This window comes from Deltaproteobacteria bacterium, from assembly GCA_020848905.1.
Lineage (GTDB): Bacteria > Myxococcota_A > Polyangia.
Window position 1 is genome coordinate 441,123 of record JADLHG010000045.1, and the last position, 21,993, is coordinate 463,115.

Consider the following 21,993-nt stretch of genomic DNA (forward strand, 5'->3'; position numbering starts at 1 on the left):
CTCCTCGTGCTCGCGGGCGCGATCGGACTCGTGGGCCTTACTGCGCCGCCGCTCCGCGCGTCGGCGGCTCCGTCGGTCGCGCCCTCGCCCTCGGCGACACCCGCCCCCGAGCTCAAGCGCGTCCCGCCCATTCTGGATCCCGCGTTTCGCCACCAGAAGCGCTATCAGCTCGAGCTGTCGCCGCACGGTGGGAGCCTCCTCGGCCGGACCCTTGGAAGCTCCTTTCTGGTCGGCGTGAGGGCCCACCTGCACCTCAGCCCGTGGCTTGCCCTGGGAGCGAGCTACGACTACTCGCGCATTCCGTCGTCGGCCGCCTTCGAGGTTCTCCCCACCGTTCGTGAGGTGCACCTCCTGCTGGGCGAGGCGTCCATCTCCAACGACCTGGCGATGCGGGTCGGTCGGAGGCTGGTGGCGCTCGATCTGTTTCTCACGGTGGGCCTCGGGAGTATGAACCTGGCGCAGGCCTGGAAGCTGGCCGGGCTGGTGGGGGGAGGCGTGAAGTTCTACGTGGGGCTACCGTGGCTCGCGGTTCGGATCGACCTTCTGACGGTGATCCATCCCACGCCCGTGAGCCGCGTCTCCTCGCGGATCGACGCTGACATCGCTCTCACGGGGGGCGTGTCGTTCTTCCTGCCGGCCCGCCGCTCGGCTTACGAGTAGCTCGGGGGCGCGGCGCGCCCGATGGTCGCGCTCGCTACGACCGCGGTTCCTCGGGTCGCCGGCCGGGGCCCCCTGCAGCGCGTCGTCGGCGCCTGCGGCGTCGTGAGGGCGAGGGGGTCGGGGATGGCGCGCTCGCGGCCTTCGACTCGTGCGCGCGCTTCGCTTCGACGGGGGGCCTCGCGTCGATTCGGGGCCTGGACTCCGTCGTGGGCTTCGTCTGGACCGACGGCTTGGCCTCGACCGACGGCTTCGCCTCGGCGGCGGGCGTGGCCTCGGCGGTGGGCGTGGTCTCGACCGCGGGCTTCGACCAGCGACGGCGCCGGCCTCTCGGGGGGCCCATCGCCTCTCGGCGGCGCTCCGCGTCGCGGGCCGCGACAGCTACCTCGCGGAGCACCGAGGCGGTGTCGGCCTGCGTCTGCGACGGCGCGTAGCGACCGGAGAGCTGCGTCTCGGGGGTCAGCTTGCCGCGCGTGTAGAGCTCCCAGAGCTCCTGCCCGTACGGCAGGCGGCGTGAGCCGGGCACCACCCGCAGCAGGAACTGATTCAGGTTGTCCACGTCCCGGACCAGCAGCTTGCGTGCGGTCTGGTTGCGGGCCGGATCCACCGCCTGCGGGAAGTCGATCAGCACGGGGCCGTCGGAGCCCATGAGCACGTTGAACTCCGAGAGGTCGCTGTGCACGACGCCGGCGCAGAGCATCTTCACCACCGACGAGAGCAGCGCCTCGAACACGGCGCAGGCCACCTCGCGGTCGAGCACGATGTCCGAGAGCCGGGGAGCCGGCTCGCCGTGGAGGTCGGTGATGAGCTCCATCACCAGTACGCCGTCCACGTAGCAGTGGGGCTCCGGGACCCGTACCCCCGCTCCGCGCAGGCGGTGGATGATGTCCACCTCCGTCGTGCGCCAGGTCGCCTCGTCCTGGGCGCGGCCGAAGCGGGTGTGCTTGCTCATGGCTCGCTGCGTGCGCGTGTTTCGCACCGCCCGGCCGTCGGTGTATTCCGCCCGCTGGCGGAAGGTGCGGTTCTGGGCTTCCTTGTAGACCTTGGCCACGCGGAGCTCGTCGCCGGACACGACCAGGTAGACCTGGGCCTCCTTGCCGCTCATCAGCGGCCGCACGACCTCCTGGATGATCCCCTGGTCGACCAACGAAGCCAGACAGTCCGGTTCACGCATCGGAGGGGCAGGGTGCAGTGCCGCGGCCCCGACGTCAAGCGAAGGCGGAGGCGCGGGTGTCTGCGGATTACTTCTTCAGCTCGACCTGCACGACCTTGATCGTGCCCCCGCCGGCGTGCACCGCCGAGTGGGAGCCGGTGGGCAGCATCGCCGTCATGCCCTTCTTCAGGTCCATGACCTGCTCCTTGCCGTCCTCGCCGGTGATCTTCAGCTTGCCGCCGCTGATGACGTAGACCACGTGATCGGGGTGCCAGTGCGACGCGATCTTGGCCTTCGGCTTGAACGTCACCTCGTTCACCCGCACGCGCTCGTTCTCGAAGATCGTCTTGTAGACCGTCGGGCCGACCTCGATGGGATCGGGGCCCTTGCGCCAGCTCTTGTCGGCCGCCGGGTCCTTCTTCGCCCCGGCCTTCGCTCCCGCCTTCGCCCCGGCCTTCGCTCCCGCCTTCGCCCCCGCCTTCCCCTCGTGATGGTCAGCCTGCGCCGCGGGGCTCAGGCACAGTCCAAGCGTGAGTACTAGCGATGGAACAAGTCCCGCCTTGATACGCGTCATTGACAGCCTCCTTTTGGGGTTTCGCGGCGGATGATAGGCGTCCCGGGTTCGCTCCACAAGGACAAAGCTGACGCGGCGCGTGACGCCGCCGACGGGGGCCGTTCCCCGGCGGTGTGCAGTCAAGCTGCGCACGGCCCGGGTAGGGTGGCTCTGGAGGAGGGCGCCGACGCGGTCGGACGATTCAGCGGCAGTTCTTCCGCCGGGCAGGGCTTCGGGGCCCGGGGCAACGATGGGTGGAGACACTTGCGAGGGACGGTATCGTATTCGCTGTGGAGGGACGCGAATGACGGGGCTCCTATCGAAGAGCAGGTACATGATCGGGCTCCAGTGCGAGAAGCGGCTCTGGGTGCACTGCCACGAGAAGGAGCGGCTCGGCGCGGTGGACGCGGGGACGGCCTTTCGCCTCGCGCAGGGGCACGAGGTGGGGCGGCTCGCGCTGGAGCTGCACCCGGAGGGGATCGGCATCGAATGGGAGGCGGGGATGGAGGAGGCCGTGCGGCAGACCGCGCAGGCGCTGACGGCGCGGCAGCCGCTCTTTGAGGGGGCCTTCCGCTACGAGGACACCTATGCGCGGGCGGACGTGCTCCTGCCGGCGCCCCGGGGGAAGTGGGACCTCGTGGAGGTGAAGAGCACGACCGAGGTGAAGGACGAGCACCTCGAGGACGTCGCGTTCCAGCGGCAGGTCTACGACGGGGCGGGGCTCAGGGTGCGGCGCTGCTTCGTGCAGCACGTCAACCGGGAGTACGTGCGGCAGGGCGCGGTGGAGCCCGAGAAGCTCTTCGTGCGGCAGGACGTGACCGAGGCGGTCGAGGCGCTCGCGTCGGAGGTGCCGCACGAGGTGAAGCGGCTCGCGGCGGTGCTCGCGGGGCGGCGCTGTCCGAAGGTGGAGGTGGGAGAGCACTGCACCACGCCCCATCCGTGCGAGCTGGTGGACGAGTGCTGGGCCTTCCTGCCGGAAGGGAGCGTCTACGAGCTCTGGCGCGGGCGGAAGAAGGCCCGGGAGCTGCACGCGCAGGGGATCCTCGCGCTCGAGGCGGTGCCGAAGAGCTTCGCCCTCAGCGCCGAGCAGGCGATCCAGGTGGCCGCGGCGAAGGCGGGGAAACCTCGGGCGGACCTGGACGCGCTGCGGGGCTTTCTCGGCCAGCTCGAGTACCCGCTCACCCTCCTCGACTTCGAGACGGTGGGGACGGCTATCCCGCTCTACGACGGCTGCCGGCCGTACGAGCAGGTGCCCTTTCAGTACGCGCTCCTCGTGCAGCGGAGCCCGGGGGGGCCGAGCCGGCGCCACGGGTTTCTGGCCGCGGGGCGCGAGGATCCTCGACCGAGACTGCTCGAGAGCCTGAGGAGGCGAATTGGCGAGTGCGGCTCGATCGTGGCCTTCAACGCGGCCTTCGAGATCGCGCGGCTCAAGGCCTGCGCCGAGGCCTTTCCCGAGCACGCGACGTGGATCGCGGCGGCGCTTCCGCGTTTCGTGGACCTCTGGACCCCTTTTCGGTGCTTTCATTACTACCACCCGGCGCAGGAGGGGAGCACGAGCCAGAAGGCGGTGCTCCCCGCGCTCGCGGGAGGCGGCTACGCGGACCTGGAGATAGGGGACGGCCAGACGGCGGCGGTCTCCTTTCTAGAATGTACGTTCGGTAAGGTGCCCGGCGCCCGCCGTCGCGCGCTGCGCGAGGCGCTCCGGGTCTACTGCCGGAGAGACGTGGACGGCATGCGAGAGATCCTTTGGGCGCTCGAGAAGCTCTGCCGCGGCAAGAGGGGCAGCGGGACGAGGAAGAACAAATGACGCGAGAGAGCGTGGAGCAGCGCGTGGTGGTCCTGGCGCGGGCGCAGGGGCTGATGCGCTTCGGCACCTACCGCGTGGTGGTGCTCGAGTCTGACGGCCGAACGAGCTCCAAGGACTTCGGCCTCGAGCGGGACGCGCGGAGCTACGCCGACGACGCCGCCTCGGAGTCGGACGACGAGCCGCCCCTGGCCTTCGTGCTCGACAGCGACTTCAAGGTCGTCGGCCGGGGACGGCACTACGCGCTGCGGGGCGACGAATAGAGACCCGCCAGGCAAGACTCGACCTGAAGCACCGCCGGACATCGCCAGGCTGAGGCTTGACGGGGGCTGAGGCACGAGATTAGGCTAAGAGCATCCATTACGTATGAATCCAGACCACGACCGGGGGGCGTTGCCGATGGCAGTGGTCACCCGCATCGGCTGGTGGCCACTGCGAGGGCAGACGAGGACGACGCGATCAGTGCAGCGCTGGCCGGACGCGGAACGGGTTCCACTGCGCCAGGATGCTGACGCACAGATCGGGTTGTACCTGAGCTCACGACCGGAAAGGGTGAGGTGGTAGAGGCGATGGCGCACTTCGACGTCGTTGTCATTGGTGGAGGTCCCGCCGGGCTGTGCGCGGCGGCGCGGATCGTTTGGGCTGAGTTAGCCGACCACATGCCCTTGAGCGTGCTCGTTCTCGAATCGAGCGATGCCCTAGGAGGCCTGTCTCGCTGGAAGCCTCTTCGGCTGGGTTCCCCCAAGCACTACTTCTCCAAACGGGAGATAGGACTCATCATCAAGTCCTGTGAGGAGGGGGGAGTCGTTATCAAGCAGAACGAGGAAGTCCTGCGCGTTGAGGTCCAGGACCCCAATACCTTCCACATCAAGACGTCGTGCTCCGAGTACACCGGCACGGCGGTGATCTTCGCCTGCGGTCTTAGGCGCTCCCATTCGCTGGAGAGCGAACTCTACCAACAAGACCGTCTCTACTGGTGGACGTACGGCGACGCGGGGCTGCTCGACAGGCTCCAAGAGCTCCAGTCGGGTTGGCAGGATGAGGGTGTCGCGATCATCGGTTCGCGGCCGGTTGCCCGCCTTTGCGATACGTGGCAGGTGCTGCCACGTGAGGTGAATGTGGCCTTCATCGCCGAGCCCACTCATGCTGTCCCGCCAAACCCCCGCCTCCTCGATGCGGACGTTGTGGACATCAAGGCTATCGACGAACGTATCGTGCTGAAGCTGCGCGATTTCCGTACGGGACAGGTGGATGAGCTGGCCGTGGGCGCGGTGCTGCTGGATTTCGAATCCTACGAGCGCCAAGGCGCCTCAATGGCCTTCGCTGCGGCCTACCCCTTCGTCGCCGGCGACGGGTTTGTCACCATCAATCGGCAGGCGACGACCTCCGTGCCAGGCGCGTTCGCCGCGGGGGATGTCACGGGTGGACCCTTCTCGGTAGCCAAGGCACTCCACGAGGGTGCCACCGCCGGCCTCGCGGCCTTCAGCTATGTCTTTGGCAAGAAGGCCGGGCGAACGCCCAGCCTGTTTCCCTATTATCCAGAAGGGACTCCCTGAACCCCTCGCCGTTGTCAGCGCATCGCGTCGCGTAGGGTTCGCAGCGTCGCCACCACGTTGGCGCGCCACTCATCGCAGCGCTCTCTATCCTGCTCCCCCGGCTGCACGACGAGCTGGGTTCGACCGCGCAGCGCCCGGTAGTGCACCCAGATCGATCTCGCGAGCGGCGCCGGTACGAAGCGGCCGACATAGCGTACCCCCGGCAAGTCCGGAATGTTCGATGCCCGAATCCGGTGTGCGTCGGATTCCGGCATGGGGGGGAAGAGGGCGAGCTCCTCGTCCGTAGCGTACATCGGCAACCCGAGGAGCAGCAGCCACATGAGGGAGTGCACCTCGACACCCGACTGCGCCGCCGTCACGACGCGCCCGTAATCGGCCGCCGCGCGCTCGAGCTTCGACCTTATCGCGCCGGCACTCTCCCCCCGGTCGATCGCGTCGACGAGCTCGCCGATGGCTGGCAGCCGGGCGGGAACGATGAAAAGCGCACCTTCGCGCAACGCCTTCACGGAGAGCAGAAACGACAGCGAGAAGTCGTCCCCCCACAGGCGGTGCGAGGCGCAATAGTAGGCCGACAGCATCGCACAGCCCCACCCGTGCCGGATGGCGCTGAAATCCTCGCGCGTCACGTCGACCTCGGAGGTTCCGTCGCGCAGGAGCTGCGAGGCGGCAAGCTCGACCTTCCGCGCCTCGAGGCGGGACTGCTCGGCCTGCGTCAGCTCGAGGGGGCAGGCTCTACGCAGGAGGGGCGTCGGCGGGTGCTCGAGCTCGCTCCGCAGGGTGGCCACCCGATCGAACAGGTAGCTGGCGAAGGTAGCGGCAGGTACACCCGGAATGCCCGCGAAGATGTTGAGCAGGACCCCGGCCTGCCCCTCGTCGTTGACCACCAGGTTGATGCCAGCGTTGTACCAGCGATTGCCGGGATCTCCGGCGTGCATTCTGACCCCGGGGTCCTTGAGAGGCGCCGCGCGCTCGGCCACGGGATGGTCGAGCGCCACCACGAACAGCGCGGAGTTCAGGTCGGCGACGGCTCTCCGGCCGCTCTCCGACGCGGCCAGCCGCCGCATGGTGGCCGACCACTCGTCGATCCCGAGGGTGCTGAGCAGGCCCATGCCAGCGGGCCACGGAGCGGGAGGGCCGTCGTCGGCCACGATCTCCTTGAACGCTGCCAGCAGCGACGCCGCGTCGGCACGAAGGCCATCCCGCAAGACCTCCACGGCGACGGCACGTCCTCCGGAAAGAACGATGAGGTGGCTCGATCGCTCCCGGTTCCACTGCGCACCGTCGCCATCCTGCTCCCCCGGCGCGAGGCAGCTCGAAAAGAAGCACTCATAGGGGGAGGCCTCCAGCGGATCGCTGAACCCGCAGCGGTACGCTTCCGGCAGGGTCGAGCTCAGCACCTCCTCTCGGAATTGCAGGGCCGAAGCGGCCAGCAACGCAGCTCGCGTGAGCCACGGGAGCTCGTCCTGGGGCTCCAGCCCCACCACGGCCGTGTTGCGATGGGCCTCGATCGGAGGAGCTCCGGCGGCAATCAGCCTGTCGACGTAGGAGTTGAGGAGCGCGTCGCCCTCGTAGTCCGCGGCCATCAGGCCCCAGACGCGCTCGAGCACCGACCGTCTGGCGTCGTTGATCTCGAAGGGGAGCGGCTCGCAGAACGAGGTGGTCGCGAAACAGTCGCGAAACAGGGTCGACAGGGTCGGCGTGGTCATGCGGGGTCCTTCTCGAGGCCGGGAAAGCTGAAATCTATCATTTCGCGAGGGGTATCGACAACGGACTCGAGCCGCGGATACGAGTCGCGGGGCGCAGCACATAGCGCGAGGCCCCTACTCGTGAAGATGTTCATCGCACGCCAGCGATGGTGCGCAGCTCACCCGTCGTCAGCTCGCGACAACGATCGCGCTGCACCTGGCGCTCGACGATGCGCCGCTCGGAGAGCGCCTGCTCCGCGCGGGTCAGCAGCTCGTGGCGGCGTCGGGACTCGGCCCGGCGGAAGTTCTGCGCGGATTCCTGCTCCGACGTTCAGTGGACTTCGAATACGCCTACGATCCCAGCGGCCTGAATCGGCCTCGATCACCTCTACCACGGTGCGGGCGAGGGCGCTACCAGGCCTCGATCACCTCTACCACGGTGCGGGCGAGGGCGATCAGTTCCCCGGGTAGCGGTCCCAGTCCGATGGTCGGCGGTGGGCGTCGAGCGTGAGGCGCGCGTCGAGATCCCCGTCGCCAAAGTGCGTCCATAGATCGAGGGCGACCTGCGCGATCACCTCGCGCAGCTCCAGGCGCGCGAGCCAGGAGGCCGGGATGGCCTCGAGCCCGTGGATCAGGCCGAGGAGGTTGCCGGCGATGCTCCCGGTGCTGTCGCTGTCGCCGCCGTGGTTCACGGCAAGGAGCGCGCCGTCGGAGAAGCTCTCGGCGACGAGGGCGCAGCAGAGGCCGATGGCCAGGGCCTCCTCGCCGACCCAGCCGCCGCCGAGGCTCTGCAGGCGTTCGGGCGTGGGGGTGCCGCGGCCCGCGAACGCGATGGCTCCCTCGAGAGCTTCGCAGGTCTCGCTGGCCCGCTCTCCCTCGGCCCGCAGACGCTCGCAGGCCAGCTCGGCGGCGTCGCGTAGGTTCTTTCCGTCGCAGAGGGCGTGCACGATCAGCGCGAAGGCCCCTGCCGAATAGAACCCCGACGGGTGACCGTGGGTGAGCGCGCCCAGCCGGCAGGCGTCGCCGAACGGATCGAGGAGGCCACCGCCGACCAGTCCCACGGGGGCCATGCGCATCACCGCGCCGCACCCCTTGCTGTCGTTTTGCGGCTTGCTGCGCGACCCCCGGGCCCCGGCCTCGAGCGCCGAGAGGCAGGTGTTGCCCGGGGCGCGCCGACTGTGCAGCTCCTTAACGCCAATCAGCCAGCCGGGCTCGTAGGATTCGCTCGGCGGCTCGTGCCCCTGGGTCTTCAGCCAGCGGAAGTAGGCCAGCCGCGCCACGTCCTTGATCGAACAGATCCCGCGCTCGCGAGCCCGGTTCTGACCGCGGAGGACCGCCTCCGCCGTGAAGAGAGTCATTTGCGTGTCGTCGGTGATCGCCCCCTCGCGGCCGTAGGCGGGCGCATAGTCGGTGAGCCCCGCGGGCCCGAAGCGCCGCCGGATCTCGGCCAGGCTCAGAAACTCGATGGATGCTCCGAGGGCATCTCCCACCGCGCCGCCGAGCAGACAGGCCTGATAGTGCTCCCGCGATCGTCGCTGCATGTCTTCCCTCCTCGTTCTCCCGGGGCGGGTCGCCCCGTGCCGTACGCGGCCAAGGCCAGGATCGCCGATCCGTGTGCAGCTTGCCTGCACAGCCTGCGCGTAGGGTTGGGAAAGTGACGCAGGCAGAGGCTCGCGGACGGACGGGAGGAGAAGCGTGACCGCACGAGCGCGCGACAAGGCCGGCCGAGGGGTGGAGCAGGTGCAGCTCTCCGTGCGGGTGACGCGAGATCGGTGCTGGATGGTGCGGCGCGCATCCGAGCAGCGCGAGCTCACGACGACGGCCTGGCTGCGGGAGGCGATCGGGATGGCGTTCCAGGGGCGCGAGGGGGAGCTCATGGACATGCCGAAGAAGGGCAAGGGACGCCTCACGGTGCGGGTGACGCGCTTCATGCATGCGAAGGTGCGACGCGCGGCGGCGAAGGCGGGGCTCACGCAGGAGCAGTGGCTGCGCGAGGCGATCGAGGGAGGCCTCGAGGCGCATGAGGATGCGTACTACAATCGGACCGCGGACGAGCGGCGGAACGAGTGGCGGAACGAGCCAGCGACTGACGTGAACGAGATACTGGCGAAGTGGGAGAAGGAGGGGCTGGTTTGAGGGGCGTCTGCCCGGGCGGTCGGGGTGCTGGGCGCCAAGGCGAGCAGGTCCTCCGATGGTGTGCAGCGGACTTGCGCGGCCGTGGGTACGCTGGTGGCAAGAGGACAACCCACACGAGGAGCGGGGCATGGAACCGGAAGAGCTGGACGAGCTGATGGTGGCGGCGCTCGAGGCGCACCCGGGGTGGCAGAGCGAGCTAGATCTCGAGGAGGCCGGGTTTCTGCCCGGGAGTCAGATCTATCCCACGCTGTCCCGGCTGCTCGTGGCGGGGGTGGTGGAAGAAGGCCGCAACGAGGACGACGAGCCGGTGTATCGGTTGAGCGGGACCTGAGGGCCGAGGGGGGCGGCGATCGTCGCTGCGGTACGCGCGGCGCAGAAGGGATCAGTCCGACGCGCTCGAGGCGGCTCGCCGGTCGGCGTCGGCGGCGGTCTTGTAGGCGCCGATCATGATGTAGAGGCGCGGGTCTAGGGCCTGGGCGTCGCGGATCGTGATGTTCCAGGTGTCACCCAGGAAGTTGAACCACGGGCGGCTCATCTCGACCACCACGCGGCCCGCGAGGTCCTCGATGCTGAACTTCGTCGTGAGCCAGTCCAGCTTCTTGGAGGTGGCGAGCTTTGTGCCGTTGGCGTCGAGGATGGTGTAGACGGTGTAGTGCTTGAAGAGCGACTGGAAGACCTCTTCCTTGATCGTGCCGAGCTTCGCGTCGCGGCAGTCGAAGACGTCCACCTGCACGCCCCAGCTGAAGAGGGCCTGGCGCGCGGTGGCGAGGAGCTGGCCGCTTCCGTCGGTGTACTTGAAGGTGCGGGTAAGGCTGAGGAGCTGGCTCCGTACCTCGCCGAGCCGCTGGCCTCCGCCGCTCAGATCGAAGGTGTAGCCCCAGGAGAAGGCGCGCTGCTTGAGGGTGAGCGCTCCGGGGAGGGTCGGGGCGGCTGCGCAGGTCGGCGGCTCCGACGAGGGCGGCGGCTTCGTGCCCGCCGGGGGGCTGGTCGCGGGGGGCGTCGACGGCGCGGGTGCCGGGCGCGAAGCGGTGGTGCCCGGCGAGGGCGCGGCGCCCGAAGGCCGGTCGGCGGGAGAAGACGGTCCCGCATTCGACGATGGGTCGGCGGGGGTTGCGCTGCCGCATTCGGCGAGGGGCGCATCGGCTGCGTCGCAGGGGTCGGGCTCGCCGCAGGCTGCGAGGCCGAGTGCCGCCAGCCCGCACAGCAGGGCGCGGAGGGGCCGCGTGCCACGCGCGAGGCCCCAGGAACGGCCGGAGGTCGAGTGTCGCGGGGAGGCTGGCGGAGTCATGGCGGAGTAGTCAGGTAGCAAACCCGAGGCCAGGAGGGCGCGACCCCATAGCGGAGGCAAGGTGGTGAGACCACTCGGCCGGGCCGTCGTACGGGGGCTGACGCGTGGGCCGGCGCCCGGTGGCTCGGGTAGCCGGTGGCGCCGCCGGTCCGTGGCGCTTTCCGTGCGGGTCGGAACCTGTGGATCCCCGCCGCTCCGCTACCTCGCCACGGCCATCGCCGCCTGGGTGATCCGCCCCGGGCGCTTGTGGCGCGCGAGGGCGGTCTCGAGGCGCGCGCGCACCTGCTGACGGAGCTCGGGGGGGGCCACGACCTCCATGGCTCCGGTGTGGCCGAGGAGCCAGAGGAGGACGTCGAAGGTGCCCGAGACGCGCATCGTCATGCGCACGCGGCCGTCGGGGAGGTCCTCGAAGGCCTGCGTCGGGTGCCAGCGGCGCTCGCGCACGTAACGCGCCTGCTCGGCGTCGAAGAGAAGTTCCACGTCGGTCGGGGCGCCGCCGAGGAGCCCGAAAGAGCCGTCCATGAACTGCGCCGGCGAGTAGTCCGCCGGGTACTCGAAGGCCTGCCCCTTGAGCCAGGCGCTGCGCGTGATGCGCTCCACGGCGAAGATCAAGCGCGTCTTGTGCGCGAGAGACTCGCCGATCAGGTAGAGCGCCTCTCGATAGAGCACGAGGCTGAGCGGGGCGACCTTGTGCTTGGTCGCGCTCGCCTTGCCGGGGGCGCGGTACCAGAGCTCCACGAGCTGGTCGTAGAGGAGCCCGCTCAGAAGGTCGTCGAGCACGTCGGCCTTGGCCTCGTAGCTCTTCGGGCCGTGCGGGACGATCGCCACCTTGTTCGCGAGCTGGCCGAGGTAGCGCTTGCTCTGCGGCGAGAGCCCCTGGGCGAGGCGATCCATGATCAGCTCGAGCTGGCCGTGGATCTCGGTGCCCTTCAGGAAGGAGAGCGCCAGCTTCGCCAGGCCGAAGGGGAGGAGCTGCCCGGCGGCCAGGGTGACGGTCTGCTTCTTGGCGGCGGGGACGAGCTGCCAGCGCGCCTCGCCGGCGGGGCCCGGCTCGGAGAAGATCGGTATCCCCGCGGCCTCGAGCGCCTCGAGGTCGTTGTAGACCGTGCGCCGCGAGACCCCGAACTCCCCGCGCAGCTCGTCAACGGTCAAGAAGGGCCGCGCATCGAGGAGCTCGCGGATGCGCAGCACGCGCGCCGCGTGGGTCAGCTTCTTCGCCTTGGGCATCGCCATTCCTTTCGCGGTGGAGGGCCGAGCATCGCACGGCCCGCGGAGCGTGTGCAGTAAACCTGCACGCCCCTCGGGATACTGGAGGCAGAGGCCAAAGGAGGGGAGAACCCGCATGCCGCGTCTCAAGTCCCTTTACTCTACTGCCGCGCCGCGGACTGCCGCGGACCGCCAGGAGCAGCTCGCGCTCCGGCGCTTTCGGCTCTACGCCGCGCGCATCGTGAGGCGCTACCGGCCGTTCGACAGGCAGACGCTGGAGCTCTTCGTGTGGATCCTCAGGTCGGAGCTCTGGCGCCTCTGCAGAGAGCTCGGTGAGCGGGCCACGGGGGAGGCCGCGAAGGACTTCGCCGACGAGGTGTGGGGGGCCCAGCTCGACCCGGACGATCTCGCCCGTGAGGTGATCCGTCTGCTCGGCCGCCAGCCGTCGCGCCTCACGCGCTGGTTCCGCCGGGCCCTCTTCGCGGCGCTCGACCGTCAGGTGGCCAAGGACGCGAGGAGCAGCCGCGCCGAGGAGGCCTGGCCGGAGTCCCGCCTGACCGAGCTCTTCGGGCTCTCGCGCGAAGAGGGCCAGCTCTGCACCTTCCTCTTCCTCTGCGAGGCCTGGACCCCGGCGCAGAGCTATTTCATCAACCACCTCGGCTGCGAGCAGCTCGCCGGGCGCAAGTATCTGCTCGCCGCCCTCGACCTCCGGCCGGCCGCGCTCGGGCGCGCGCTCCGGGGCCGCGCCAGGGAGCTGGGCCTCCTCGACACGGGCCATCGCGGCTTCAGGGTGTCGGACGACTATCATGGGTTCTTCGAGGATCCGCGGCTCGGGCTCGGGCAGGGGGAGCTCTTCCGGAAGGCGAAGCCGGAGAGCCTCCCGCTCGACCACCACCTCGTGGACCCCGAGGTGACGCTGCACCTCCTCACGCTGCTCGCGCGAGCTCCGACGGAATCTGCCACGCACGTCCTGATCTACGGGCCGCCGGGCACGGGCAAGTCGAGCTATGCGCGAGGGATCGCGCAGCGCCTCGGGGTGCCGGTCTTCACCTTGCCCAAGCACACCGACGACAGCCAGGCGCGCGAGCGGGCGGGGATCGTGGCCTTCGCCAACACGACGACCCACGGTCAGGGGGCGATCCTGATCGTCGACGAGGCGGACCGGCTGCTGAACACCGATCTCGGGTGGCTTCACAGTGGTTCTCAGCCGGACAAGGGGTGGCTCAACGTCTGTCTCGAGCGGCCGGGAGCGCGCATGATCTGGATCACCAACCGGGTCGAGGCCATCGCGGACTCGGTACGGCGCCGCTTCGCCTACAGCGTGGACTTCCAGCCGCTCGACCGTCGTCGTCGGGTTATGATCTGGGAGCGCGTCCTCCGGCGACATCGCACGGGACGCCTCCTCGGTGCGGAGGCGGTCCAGGAGCTCGCGGAGAGGTATCCGGTGAGCGCGGGGGTGGTGGACCTGGCTGTGCGCAAGGCGCGGGAGATGGGACTCGACGGAGGCAGCGCCTTCCGGGCGGCGGTGGAGCGCAGTCTGGCGGCCCACACCACGCTCTCGCGAGATGGCGCGCGCCTGCGGCGCCCCGACGAGATCGAGGCGGGCTTCGCGCTGGAGGCGCTGGCCACCGACGCGGCACCCCAGGAGCTCCTGACGCTCGTGGAGGGTTTCCACCGCTACCTCGAGCGGCAGGGCACGGCCGCAGGCCCGCGCCTGAGCCTGAACCTTCTCTTCCATGGACCGCCGGGGACCGGCAAGAGCGAGCTCGCGCGCTACCTCGCGCGGCGGGTCGGGCGCCAAACGCTCGTGCGACGGGCGAGCGACCTGATGCATCCCTGGGTCGGCATGACGGAAATGGCCATGGCCGGCGCCTTTGCGCAGGCCGAGCGCGACGGGGCGGTGCTGGTGATCGACGAGGCCGACACCCTTCTCTTCCCGCGGGAGCGGGCCAACCACTCCTGGGAGGTGAGCTTCACCAACGAGCTTCTGACCCAGATGGAGCGCTTCCGCGGCATCCTCATCTGCACCACGAACCGGCTGACGGACCTGGACTCGGCCGCCACGCGGCGCTTCGTCCGGAAGGTGCGTTTCGACTTCCTACGGCCCGAAGGCGCCCGCGCGCTCTACGCGGCGCTCCTCGAGCCGCTCGCGGGTTCGCCGCTGGATGGGCCCGCACGCGCCGCGCTCGAGCGGCTGCAGGGTCTCGCGCCCGGGGACTTTCGCGTGGTGCGGGATCGCTTCACGGTGCTCTGTCCCGACGGGGGCGTGCCGCACGAGGCGCTCGTCCAGGCGCTGACCGAGGAGGCGAAGGTGAAGAAGGCGCAGCTCGGGGAGAAGGCGATCGGCTTTGGCGCGGGACGAGGCGGGTGAGGCGCGGGACGAGGCGGGTGAGGCGTGGGACGGATCGGCTGCGTGGCGCGATCGAGCTACGGGCGGCTGGGGTGTTTCTGGCCTTTGCGGCGGGCGCGGCGTGCGGCCCGGCGCTTTCGGAACTCCACTACCTTGGCCACATAGGCGATGTACTCCGCGTTCTGCCAGTCTTCGTCGATCTGGACGACCTCGAGGGTGAAGCGGCCGGTGGGATCCAGGTAGCGGCGCGTGGCGCTGGTTTGGCTATAGCCGTCGTCCGCGTTGCACATGGAGAAGGAAACCAGCGGCCAGCCGAGAGCGGGATGGGGATCTTCGAAGGGCTGCTTGGGTTTTGGAAGGCGCGGGTGCTTCGTGAGGGTCACGCGCACACGCCACCGGTAGCCGCTGGGGCGGAAGACGAGCTCGTCGCCCTTGCGACGAGGAAGCGGGCCGCTGGACTCCTTCTGGTAGTGGACGCGAAGCTTGCGCCAGTAGCGCTGGACACCCGATGGCGAGCGACTCGGCGCGTCTCTCGGCAACGGAGCCTCCTACCCGAGGGGACCTGGGAGGGGGAACCACAAGAGCTTACCCCGCGCCGGCGACGTGACAGCCTCGGACGCGTCCCGGTGACTCCATGTGTCGCGTTGTCGTCGCGTCCGCCGTTCCTGGAAGCGGGAGTAGGTGCCGAGCAGCGTGACCACCTCCTCGGCGGAGACTTCCGGCCGGCGAAGGGCGCGAACCACACTCGCGGGGACGAGAAAGGTGCGTTTCATGCAACTAGCATGACCTGAGCGTGTGCAAGATGGTTGCACTGCCTGTCCTTCCAGTGCGGCCAGAAGCAGTCCTTCACGTAGAGGTACGCCCGCTGCGTGGGAGGGAGCGAGCGCGGGCCGATGGCGAGCGCGGCCTCATCGGGTACGAGGTCCACGACGGTATCGTCTGACCAGCCCGAGAGCGGGACGGGGCCGCGATCGTGTGGGGGTGGATGCACGAGGAGGCTTGCGAGCCGCACGCGCCGCTCGCGGTACCACGAGACGTGGAGCCTACGGATGAACACCGACAGGCAGGCGTCATCGCCGCTACCCCTGAGCCTCCAGACCAGGTCCCCCGGGTCTCGGCAGAGCTCCCGGGCCCACGCGTCGGCGAGCTGACCGCGGCAGCGCTCCACGACCCGTGCGAGCTCGCGCGCCTGGCCCGGGCGGAGCGTGCCGCGATGCGGTCTAGGGCTCATCTCGAACAGGGGTTGGCCGCAATCCTCGAGCAGGACGACGATGTCGTCTTGATACTTGTGGATCGTCGAGCCGTGCCCCGCCAGGTGCAGCGCCGACTCGTGGCGCGAGAAGCCCCAGGTGTAGCCCGCGACGCGCGCGCCGCCGAAGAGCAGCGCTCCCTCTCGCCACGGAGCCTCCCGCGTGGGCCAGCCGCTGTCGTCGGCGGCAACCCGGACGGTCGGGCGCTCCTCCGGGGAAAGCCCGTACACCGTCGAGAGCAGGTGCCACACGAGCCAGGCGGCCGCGCGGCGCTCCTCGGGGGCTGCCGCGGGAAGCCCCGGATGGCAGGCCAGCCTCCCGTCCTTCGAGCTGCGAAAGCCGCAGCGCGCGAGCTCGCGGTAGGCCTCGACCCGCACGCCCCTCGCGCGGTCTCTCCACGCTGGACCGGTCGCATCGAGCAGCAGCGTTTCGCCGCGCGCCTCGATGCGTACGAACGGTCGCGCGCGGCCTCCCGGGCCGACGACGAGGGCCGCCGCTGGCGCTGTCCCGTCGACGAGGCGATCGATCGCGGCCAGCAGCTCGTCCCAGGTCACGTCCCAGTCCGGCCAGCCGTGCCCCGGAGGCTCGGCCCGGAGACGCCTGCGCGGAGGGCAAAGCAGTCCCGGATCTATCTCGCCCCAGGAGGTGTCCACGAGCCCCCGGGCCTTCGCACGCTCGAGCTCGCGTTGGAAGACGACGCGGACGTCGGAGCGGCCCCTGCAGTCCGAGGAGGAGAGGGCGCGCCGCAGCTCCTTCGCCAGCGTCGCCTCATGCACCAAGCGGCGCTTGGCCACGCTCCCCACGATCCAGCTCCCGATCCCCGCCAGCTCACCGGACGAGGGGTAGAAAGGAGGAGGCGCTGGACAGGGCACCGCCTCGGCGTACCCGGGGTCGAGCAGGGCCTGCCGCAGCCAGTGTCGCGTCTCCTGTCGCCAGGCTCGATGGGCGTTTCGCCGCTGTGCCCGGTGCCACAGGCAGGCGCCCCGCCGCGCGTCCGAGCGTCGCTTCAGCTTGTGGAGAGACATCGCTTCCCCGCCGTGCGACGACGAGCCGCGTCCCGTCGTCCTTTCAGGCTACGACCGGGGTGTGCATCCCCGCTGCACACGGGTGGGCAAGGCGCACCGTGACGTCGCGACGCAGGGCCGGCTCGGCCGCTCGATCCACGATCGGAGGGGGCGTCCAGCGGAAGGGAGGTGTGCCGCCCGAGGCGCTCGTCCAGGCGCCCGCGGGATCGCTACTGCCGCTGCCTATTCGTTCAGCACCTCGACCTTCGGCGGCTGCAACGAGAGGGGCTTGACGGTGATGATCCGCGTCTTCGTGAAGGGCTGGGCCTTCTCGCCGTAACCGTTCGTCCCGCGTTCGACGACCGTGAGGCGCTGGCCCAGCAGGCCCGCCGGCCCTAGCTGTTCCGTCGTGATGGTGTAGCTCGCGCGGCGGCCGGTGAACGCGACGGTCTGGCTCCCGGGACGCTCTTCCACCTTCAGGCCGGTTGCGCCGCCGAAGCTCTGCAGCGCACGCTCGACCACGGAGGAGAGCTTGACGAAGCGCCCGAGGTTCCAGCTCCCGAAGATCGCCTTTGCTCGCGGCGCGAGGAAGCGGTCCCGCCCCCCGGTGACCTCCCACGCGGAGACCCCTCCGAGCCGCGCCGACGCGCCGTGCATGGACAGGTTGTGCGTGCGCGTCTTCGCATCGACATGCTCCGTTCCGAGCCACTCGAGCTGCGTGCCCTCGCGCCCGCCCGCGCGGTAGTAGCTGCGACCCGACCTCCCGTCGATGGCGAGGAGCGTCTGCCCGTCGGCGAAGGTGATCTTGTCCGCCTGCAGCACGGCCGGGAGCGGGCCGGCCTGGCCGGGCTTTCCCGCCGCGCGGCGATTGACGATCTGCACGTGCTCGACGGACGCGATGGGTCCTTGAAGGCGGAGCTCGCCGGCGACCATGGCCAGGTGCACCTGGTTCGCCGGCGGGCGCGCCTTCATCAGGTCGATGCCAGGCTGGCCGGGCCGCGTGCCGACGGCGACGAATCGCGAGCCGTCGAGGATTCGGCCCTTGCCGACCCCCGTGACGGAGGCCGCCCGGACGTCCTGCGGGGCACCCCCGCCACCGCGCCGCGCCATCGCCGGCGAGGCCCAGAGCAGCATCCCGAGGGGCACGAGCCAGACGCTCCGTCGTGCGATGGGCCTTCTGATGAGCCGATGACGTACGCGCGATGGGTGACGCATTGGACGAGGAAAAAGCACGCCGCATGCCAGCGCCTCGAGCGGACGAGACCTTGGGATTCCGGGCGGATGGGGGTCGTGCGGGCTCAGCACGGACTCCCCAGACCCGTGGAGTTCGAGGCCTGCCGGCCCCAGAGGGCCGCGGGCTCGAGGTACTGCGTGGCCGTTTGCGAGAGGCGGGAGGGCCGCGTCGCGGCGTTGGATGGTCTGGTCAGTGACCTGCGCGGCCGCTCTGGCCCGTCACGCCTCACCGGGTCTGCAAGTCCGCAGGACCTTGGGCCCGTCATGCCCTCTGGCACCTGGTACGGAACTGGCACGTCGAGCGCGGTAGGGACGGGCGCGCACAGGGCCTCGCAGGGCCTCGCACGGTGAGGAGCACGACGATGAGGATCCTTCTCGGGGCATTGAGCTTGATCGTGGCGCTGCCCGCGGTGGCGGCCCAGGGCGATGGCCCGTTGCGCGCGACCGCCCAGGACCGCGCCATCGTCGCCACGCTGGCGAAGCTCCGCCACGCAAATCCCCTGGTGCGACTGGCGCTGGACAAAGGGGCGGCCTTCACCCTCCTCTCGCGTCAGCGGCCCGCCGGAGACTTGGGGAGCTCCGGCCATGAGCTGCGGCTGACCAAGCACCAGGTTCTTCTCAGCCGCGACTTCGACAAGGACCCGCACGCGGTCCACTATGCCGCCCGGCGCTTCCTGCCTTGGGAGGCCGTGCCGGTCACAGCTTGGCTCGGCGGCGAGGTGCAGGAGCAGGAGCTGACGCGCGAGGCAACCCGGCAGGCGCTGGTCTTCCTCGGAGGTCGGCTGAATGCGGGAGAGTGGCTGCGGCTCGTGCCGAAGATCGAGAAGGAGCTGGCGAGCCTGCATGGCCTGCTGCCGCAGCGGAGCTACAAGGGGACGACCCCCCTCGCACAGCTAGCCTCGCACTTCCTCGGTGCTGACGGCTCCCTGAGCCGTCGGCTTGGCGGCCTGTCCTCCTCGGGCGGCGTGCGCGCTGCGCTCGGGGCCACGCATGACCTGCGCGTCCAACATCGCGCGTGGCGCGGGCGGACGATCGGCTCGAGCGACCCGCGAGAGCCTCTCAAGATCCTCGGCATCGGAGCGCTCCTGCTGGCTGTGGGCACGCTACCTGGACCGATGATGCTCGCGGAGTCTTTGGCGGAGGGACGCATCGGGGCCGCCCTGATCGCCGGGGTCTACACCGCGTTCGGCGGGCTCTTCGGGGGCGGCGCCGGGGTCTACGGGGCCAAGGAGGCGCTTCGGGGCTACCGGACGCACCGCGACCTCGCGGCCTTCGAGGTGCTGAAGGGGGCGCGCACCTCCGACACGGCCTTGCCGCCGGCCATCGACGCGGTGGTCCAGGCGCTGCGGTAGGCGCTTCGCCACTGGCTCCGGGCCGCGACCTCTAACTCCCTACGGCCCGCACTGGCTGGCGGCGCCGTTCGGCTTCAAGACCTGCTCGCAGACGGTGGACGTGACCGAGAAGCCGGCCTTGCCGAGGTGCGTCGCGAACTCCTGCCGGATCCGCTCCTCCATGGGCCAGGGCCAGAGCCGCTGGGCCGGAGTGCCGTTCGTCCCGTCCTGGTAGCGGCCGTTCACGTAGCGGTAGGAGAGCCGCGCCCGCGACGCGCTCGGGCTCGCCCCCGTGTGCACGTCCGTCGCCGAGGTCAGGCTGCCGAGCGGCGCGACGGGCGAGACGTCCTTTCCCTTCTCGCTCGCGAGGAGGTTGGGGGCGAGCCCGTTATTGAGGAAGGTCCCACGGACCAGGGCGTTGTTCGCGCTGCCGGCGCCGAAGGGACCCGTTCCGATCCCGACCCCCGCGTTGCCCCAGGCGAAGAGATCCTGCAGAACCGTGTCCTTGACCAGCGATCCGCCGTGCGCGCCGATGCTGAAGCCCGCGCGCATCGACTGCCATTGATCCCACTTCGGGCAGGGAAGGCCGTTGTTGGGGCTCGGGCAGGGCCAGGACATGATGCTACCGTCCCAGTCGACGCCCACGCGTAGCGCGATATCGCCATAGAAGTGGTTGTCGTAGGTCTCGGTGGGGTTCGGGGAGAGCGAAAATCCCCACTTGGCCAGCCGGCCGAAGACGATGCAGTTCTCTACCACGCTATTGCGCCAACCATCGGGCAGGTCGGGCTGTTGCCAGTTGTAGACCTCTATGCCGTCTCCCCAGGGCCAGTGTGCGGCGCAGTCGTTCGAGCCGCACGCGCCGCCGCGCCAGTCGATCCAGGCCGCGAAGAGCCGACGGAAGACGACGTTCACATAGCTCGCGTAGGCCACGAACATCTTTCGGCCGCTTCCTGCCCCGACGCAGTCCTCGAGGAGCACGTTGGTCGGATTGCTCGTGGTGCAGAACATCGTCGGGTCCGGGCACTTCGTGGACTTCGCGTCGCAGCAGCCGGCATCCACGAGGAACACGTGGTCGTTCCGGTCGGTGAAGGCGTTGTAGCCCGAGCACCGGCGCAGGATCACGTTCCGACTTTTTATGGTGTAAACGTGCCCGAGGTCGTCCTGGTCCTTCGGGTTGCTCGCGTTCTTGGCCACCAGACCCTCTATCACGTAATAGGAGCCCTTGAAGCCCTGCGTATAGCTGCCTAAAACGACCGTGGGGCGCTGACCTTGCCCATCGATAAGCGCCTTGCCGTCGTGCTCCGCGCGGATCGTGATGTAGAACTTGGTCCGTTCCGGGTGGTCGAGCGGATATTTGACGTAATCCTGTTGCGTGATAGCGGGGTTCGGCTGGCCGTCCCGCACGTTCGGTGCGAGCGTCTGCGTGTAGGTGCCGTCCATGAGCAGCAGCAGGTCCCCGGGGTTCAGGGCCTGCCACGCGCGGTTGAAGGTGGCGAAGGGCGCTGCCGCCGAGGTGCCGGAGTTCGTGTCCTTGCCGCTCGGGGAGACGTAATAGGTCTTTCCAACGACGGGGATCATTCCGCTGTCGCGTGGGAGGCCATCCTTCGGGCCCACCGGGAGGCCGTCCTTCGGGCCGCCCGGGGCGCCGTCCGTCGGGCCGCCCTGCGGACCATCCTTTGGACCGTCGGTGAGGATGCCGTCGGCCGCCGCGTCTCGGCGATTCGACACGAGCTGCCCTTCGGGGCAGCCCGCGAGCGAGCCCAGGACGAAAAGGCCCGCGAGCAGCCTCGTGCCCGTGCAATCCCTCGAAGCGTGGCTCATCGTCGGCGCTCCTTGTCCTCGAGGCCCTGGGTCGTTCTTCGCGAGCGTCGTGATCCCTCTTCCAGAATACCATCCTCACGCTCGCGCGCGCGCACGCCGGGAGGTGAGGCGAGGCAGGGCGGCCAGCGGGCCTCACCGGCCGCGGGGGATCCACTTGCAGGGCTCACCGGCCAGCGCCGCCACGACCCGGTCGCGGCAATGCGCGGCCGACCAAGCGGCCCATTGCTCGAGGGCCCGGCACTCGCTCGCCGGCCTCTTCGTCTCGTGGGCGCGATCCCAGATATCGAAGACCGTGCAGTGGTCGGCGCCCACCGCCTGGTGGAAGAAGTACGTCGGCTGGCGGAGGCGGGCCTCGAGCGGTCGATGGCCGATCACGAACCACGTGCGCCGCGCGAACCCATCGTCCGTACAGCCGACGACGAAGAGCACTTCGGACGCGACGAGCTCGTCGAGCGGCGGGCGCTTCTGCTCCGAGGTGTAGCGGTAGAAGGCGCGCTCGGTCTCCGTCAGCACGCGCCCGAACGCGTACCGGCCCTCCTCGAGGGGCAGCCGAAAGAGGTCCCCCTCACGCAGCTTCGGGGGCGCCTTGCGGAGCTTCTTGGCGGCCTGGCTCGGCCCTTCGAGCTTCCGCGCGAGGTCGGCGAGGACGCGTGCGCGGCGCCGGTCCCCGTTCCATCTGGCGAGGTCCTCGCCGGACGCGATCACCCGAAGCGCTTCGTCCTTCACGACCTGCACCAGGCGTCCGTAGTCGTGCTGTACCGAGGCCAGGGCGAGCCAGAAGACGGGGCGCTCGTCCGCGTCGAGCTCGCCGTACTCCTCGATCACCCGGGCCGCCGCCTCCTGCGCCTCGTCTCCTTCGTACAGCCGATGGAGATAGGAGCGCGTCACCTCTTCGGCGAAGTCGTCTTCCAGGATCTTGGGACCCCAGCTACCCATCTCGCGTCTCCTTTCGCCCGTCCGGGCAGT

19 protein-coding genes are annotated in these 21,993 nt (G+C 69.8%); 8 read left to right on the top strand and 11 right to left on the bottom strand.

Going from position 1 to position 21,993, the window contains the following annotated elements:
* The first annotated feature begins 6 nt into the window (after positions 1 to 6).
* Positions 7 to 660: a hypothetical protein gene (locus IT371_21645; protein MCC6750283.1), complete on the top strand. Its 654-nt coding sequence runs from the start codon at positions 7 to 9 to the stop codon at positions 658 to 660.
* A 34-nt stretch (positions 661 to 694) separates the two neighbouring features.
* Here IT371_21645 and IT371_21650 read toward each other — a convergent pair whose 3' ends face one another.
* On the bottom strand, positions 695 to 1,831 hold the full coding sequence (locus tag IT371_21650; GenBank protein ID MCC6750284.1) for a hypothetical protein: 1,137 nt from the start codon (positions 1,829 to 1,831) through the stop codon (positions 695 to 697).
* Positions 1,832 to 1,898: 67 nt separating this feature from the next.
* The gene (locus IT371_21655) at positions 1,899 to 2,384 is read right to left on the bottom strand and encodes a cupin domain-containing protein (protein MCC6750285.1); all 486 of its coding nucleotides are present in this window, start codon (positions 2,382 to 2,384) and stop codon (positions 1,899 to 1,901) included.
* Positions 2,385 to 2,667: 283 nt separating this feature from the next.
* Here IT371_21655 and IT371_21660 point away from each other — a divergent pair, with 283 nt between their 5' ends.
* The 3 genes from IT371_21660 (at position 2,668) to IT371_21670 (ending at position 5,723) form a co-directional block, all read left to right on the top strand.
* Entirely contained in the window at positions 2,668 to 4,170 is a 1,503-nt protein-coding gene (locus tag IT371_21660; protein MCC6750286.1) for a DUF2779 domain-containing protein, read from the top strand.
* Complete coding sequence (locus IT371_21665; protein ID MCC6750287.1) at positions 4,167 to 4,430, top strand: hypothetical protein; 264 nt, start codon at positions 4,167 to 4,169, stop codon at positions 4,428 to 4,430. The genes IT371_21660 and IT371_21665 overlap by 4 nt, the downstream gene beginning before the upstream one ends.
* Before the next feature lie 306 nt (positions 4,431 to 4,736).
* The gene (locus IT371_21670) at positions 4,737 to 5,723 is read left to right on the top strand and encodes an NAD(P)/FAD-dependent oxidoreductase (GenBank protein MCC6750288.1); all 987 of its coding nucleotides are present in this window, start codon (positions 4,737 to 4,739) and stop codon (positions 5,721 to 5,723) included.
* A gap of 14 nt (positions 5,724 to 5,737) precedes the next feature.
* Here IT371_21670 and IT371_21675 read toward each other — a convergent pair whose 3' ends face one another.
* Together IT371_21675 and IT371_21680 are read right to left on the bottom strand one after the other, a co-directional pair.
* Positions 5,738 to 7,429 (bottom strand): choline/carnitine O-acyltransferase, encoded by a 1,692-nt coding sequence (locus IT371_21675; GenBank protein MCC6750289.1) that lies wholly within the window; start codon positions 7,427 to 7,429, stop codon positions 5,738 to 5,740.
* A 434-nt stretch (positions 7,430 to 7,863) separates the two neighbouring features.
* Positions 7,864 to 8,949, bottom strand: a complete 1,086-nt coding sequence (locus tag IT371_21680; protein ID MCC6750290.1) for an ADP-ribosylglycohydrolase family protein — start codon at positions 8,947 to 8,949, stop codon at positions 7,864 to 7,866.
* Between the two features lie 154 nt (positions 8,950 to 9,103).
* Between IT371_21680 and IT371_21685 the strand changes: the two genes are divergently transcribed.
* Positions 9,104 to 9,544 carry a hypothetical protein gene (locus tag IT371_21685; protein MCC6750291.1) on the top strand — a complete coding sequence of 147 codons (441 nt, stop codon included), beginning with the start codon at positions 9,104 to 9,106 and terminating at the stop codon, positions 9,542 to 9,544.
* A gap of 127 nt (positions 9,545 to 9,671) precedes the next feature.
* The gene (locus IT371_21690; protein ID MCC6750292.1) at positions 9,672 to 9,875 is read left to right on the top strand and encodes a hypothetical protein; all 204 of its coding nucleotides are present in this window, start codon (positions 9,672 to 9,674) and stop codon (positions 9,873 to 9,875) included.
* A gap of 51 nt (positions 9,876 to 9,926) precedes the next feature.
* Here IT371_21690 and IT371_21695 read toward each other — a convergent pair whose 3' ends face one another.
* Together IT371_21695 and IT371_21700 are read right to left on the bottom strand one after the other, a co-directional pair.
* Positions 9,927 to 10,832, bottom strand: a complete 906-nt coding sequence (locus IT371_21695) for a hypothetical protein (GenBank protein ID MCC6750293.1) — start codon at positions 10,830 to 10,832, stop codon at positions 9,927 to 9,929.
* 198 nt (positions 10,833 to 11,030) lie between these two features.
* Positions 11,031 to 12,059, bottom strand: coding sequence for a transcriptional regulator (locus IT371_21700; protein ID MCC6750294.1), 1,029 nt, complete (start codon positions 12,057 to 12,059; stop codon positions 11,031 to 11,033).
* Between the two features lie 115 nt (positions 12,060 to 12,174).
* On the opposite strand from IT371_21700, the gene IT371_21705 reads away from it, so the two are divergent.
* A complete protein-coding gene (locus IT371_21705; GenBank protein ID MCC6750295.1) occupies positions 12,175 to 14,409 on the top strand; it encodes an ATP-binding protein in 2,235 nt (744 codons plus the stop codon).
* A 56-nt stretch (positions 14,410 to 14,465) separates the two neighbouring features.
* On the opposite strand, the gene IT371_21710 is transcribed toward IT371_21705, so the two are convergent.
* From IT371_21710 to IT371_21720, 3 genes are all read right to left on the bottom strand, one after another.
* Positions 14,466 to 14,927 (bottom strand): hypothetical protein, encoded by a 462-nt coding sequence (locus IT371_21710; protein MCC6750296.1) that lies wholly within the window; start codon positions 14,925 to 14,927, stop codon positions 14,466 to 14,468.
* Between the two features lie 230 nt (positions 14,928 to 15,157).
* Positions 15,158 to 16,663, bottom strand: a complete 1,506-nt coding sequence (locus IT371_21715) for a hypothetical protein (GenBank protein ID MCC6750297.1) — start codon at positions 16,661 to 16,663, stop codon at positions 15,158 to 15,160.
* 222 nt (positions 16,664 to 16,885) lie between these two features.
* Complete coding sequence (locus tag IT371_21720; protein ID MCC6750298.1) at positions 16,886 to 17,788, bottom strand: hypothetical protein; 903 nt, start codon at positions 17,786 to 17,788, stop codon at positions 16,886 to 16,888.
* 449 nt (positions 17,789 to 18,237) lie between these two features.
* On the opposite strand from IT371_21720, the gene IT371_21725 reads away from it, so the two are divergent.
* Entirely contained in the window at positions 18,238 to 19,227 is a 990-nt protein-coding gene (locus tag IT371_21725; protein ID MCC6750299.1) for a hypothetical protein, read from the top strand.
* 39 nt (positions 19,228 to 19,266) lie between these two features.
* Here IT371_21725 and IT371_21730 read toward each other — a convergent pair whose 3' ends face one another.
* Together IT371_21730 and IT371_21735 are read right to left on the bottom strand one after the other, a co-directional pair.
* The gene (locus IT371_21730) at positions 19,267 to 21,027 is read right to left on the bottom strand and encodes a hypothetical protein (GenBank protein MCC6750300.1); all 1,761 of its coding nucleotides are present in this window, start codon (positions 21,025 to 21,027) and stop codon (positions 19,267 to 19,269) included.
* A 132-nt stretch (positions 21,028 to 21,159) separates the two neighbouring features.
* Positions 21,160 to 21,963, bottom strand: coding sequence for an immunity 26/phosphotriesterase HocA family protein (locus IT371_21735; protein MCC6750301.1), 804 nt, complete (start codon positions 21,961 to 21,963; stop codon positions 21,160 to 21,162).
* Between the last annotated feature and the right edge of the window lie 30 nt (positions 21,964 to 21,993).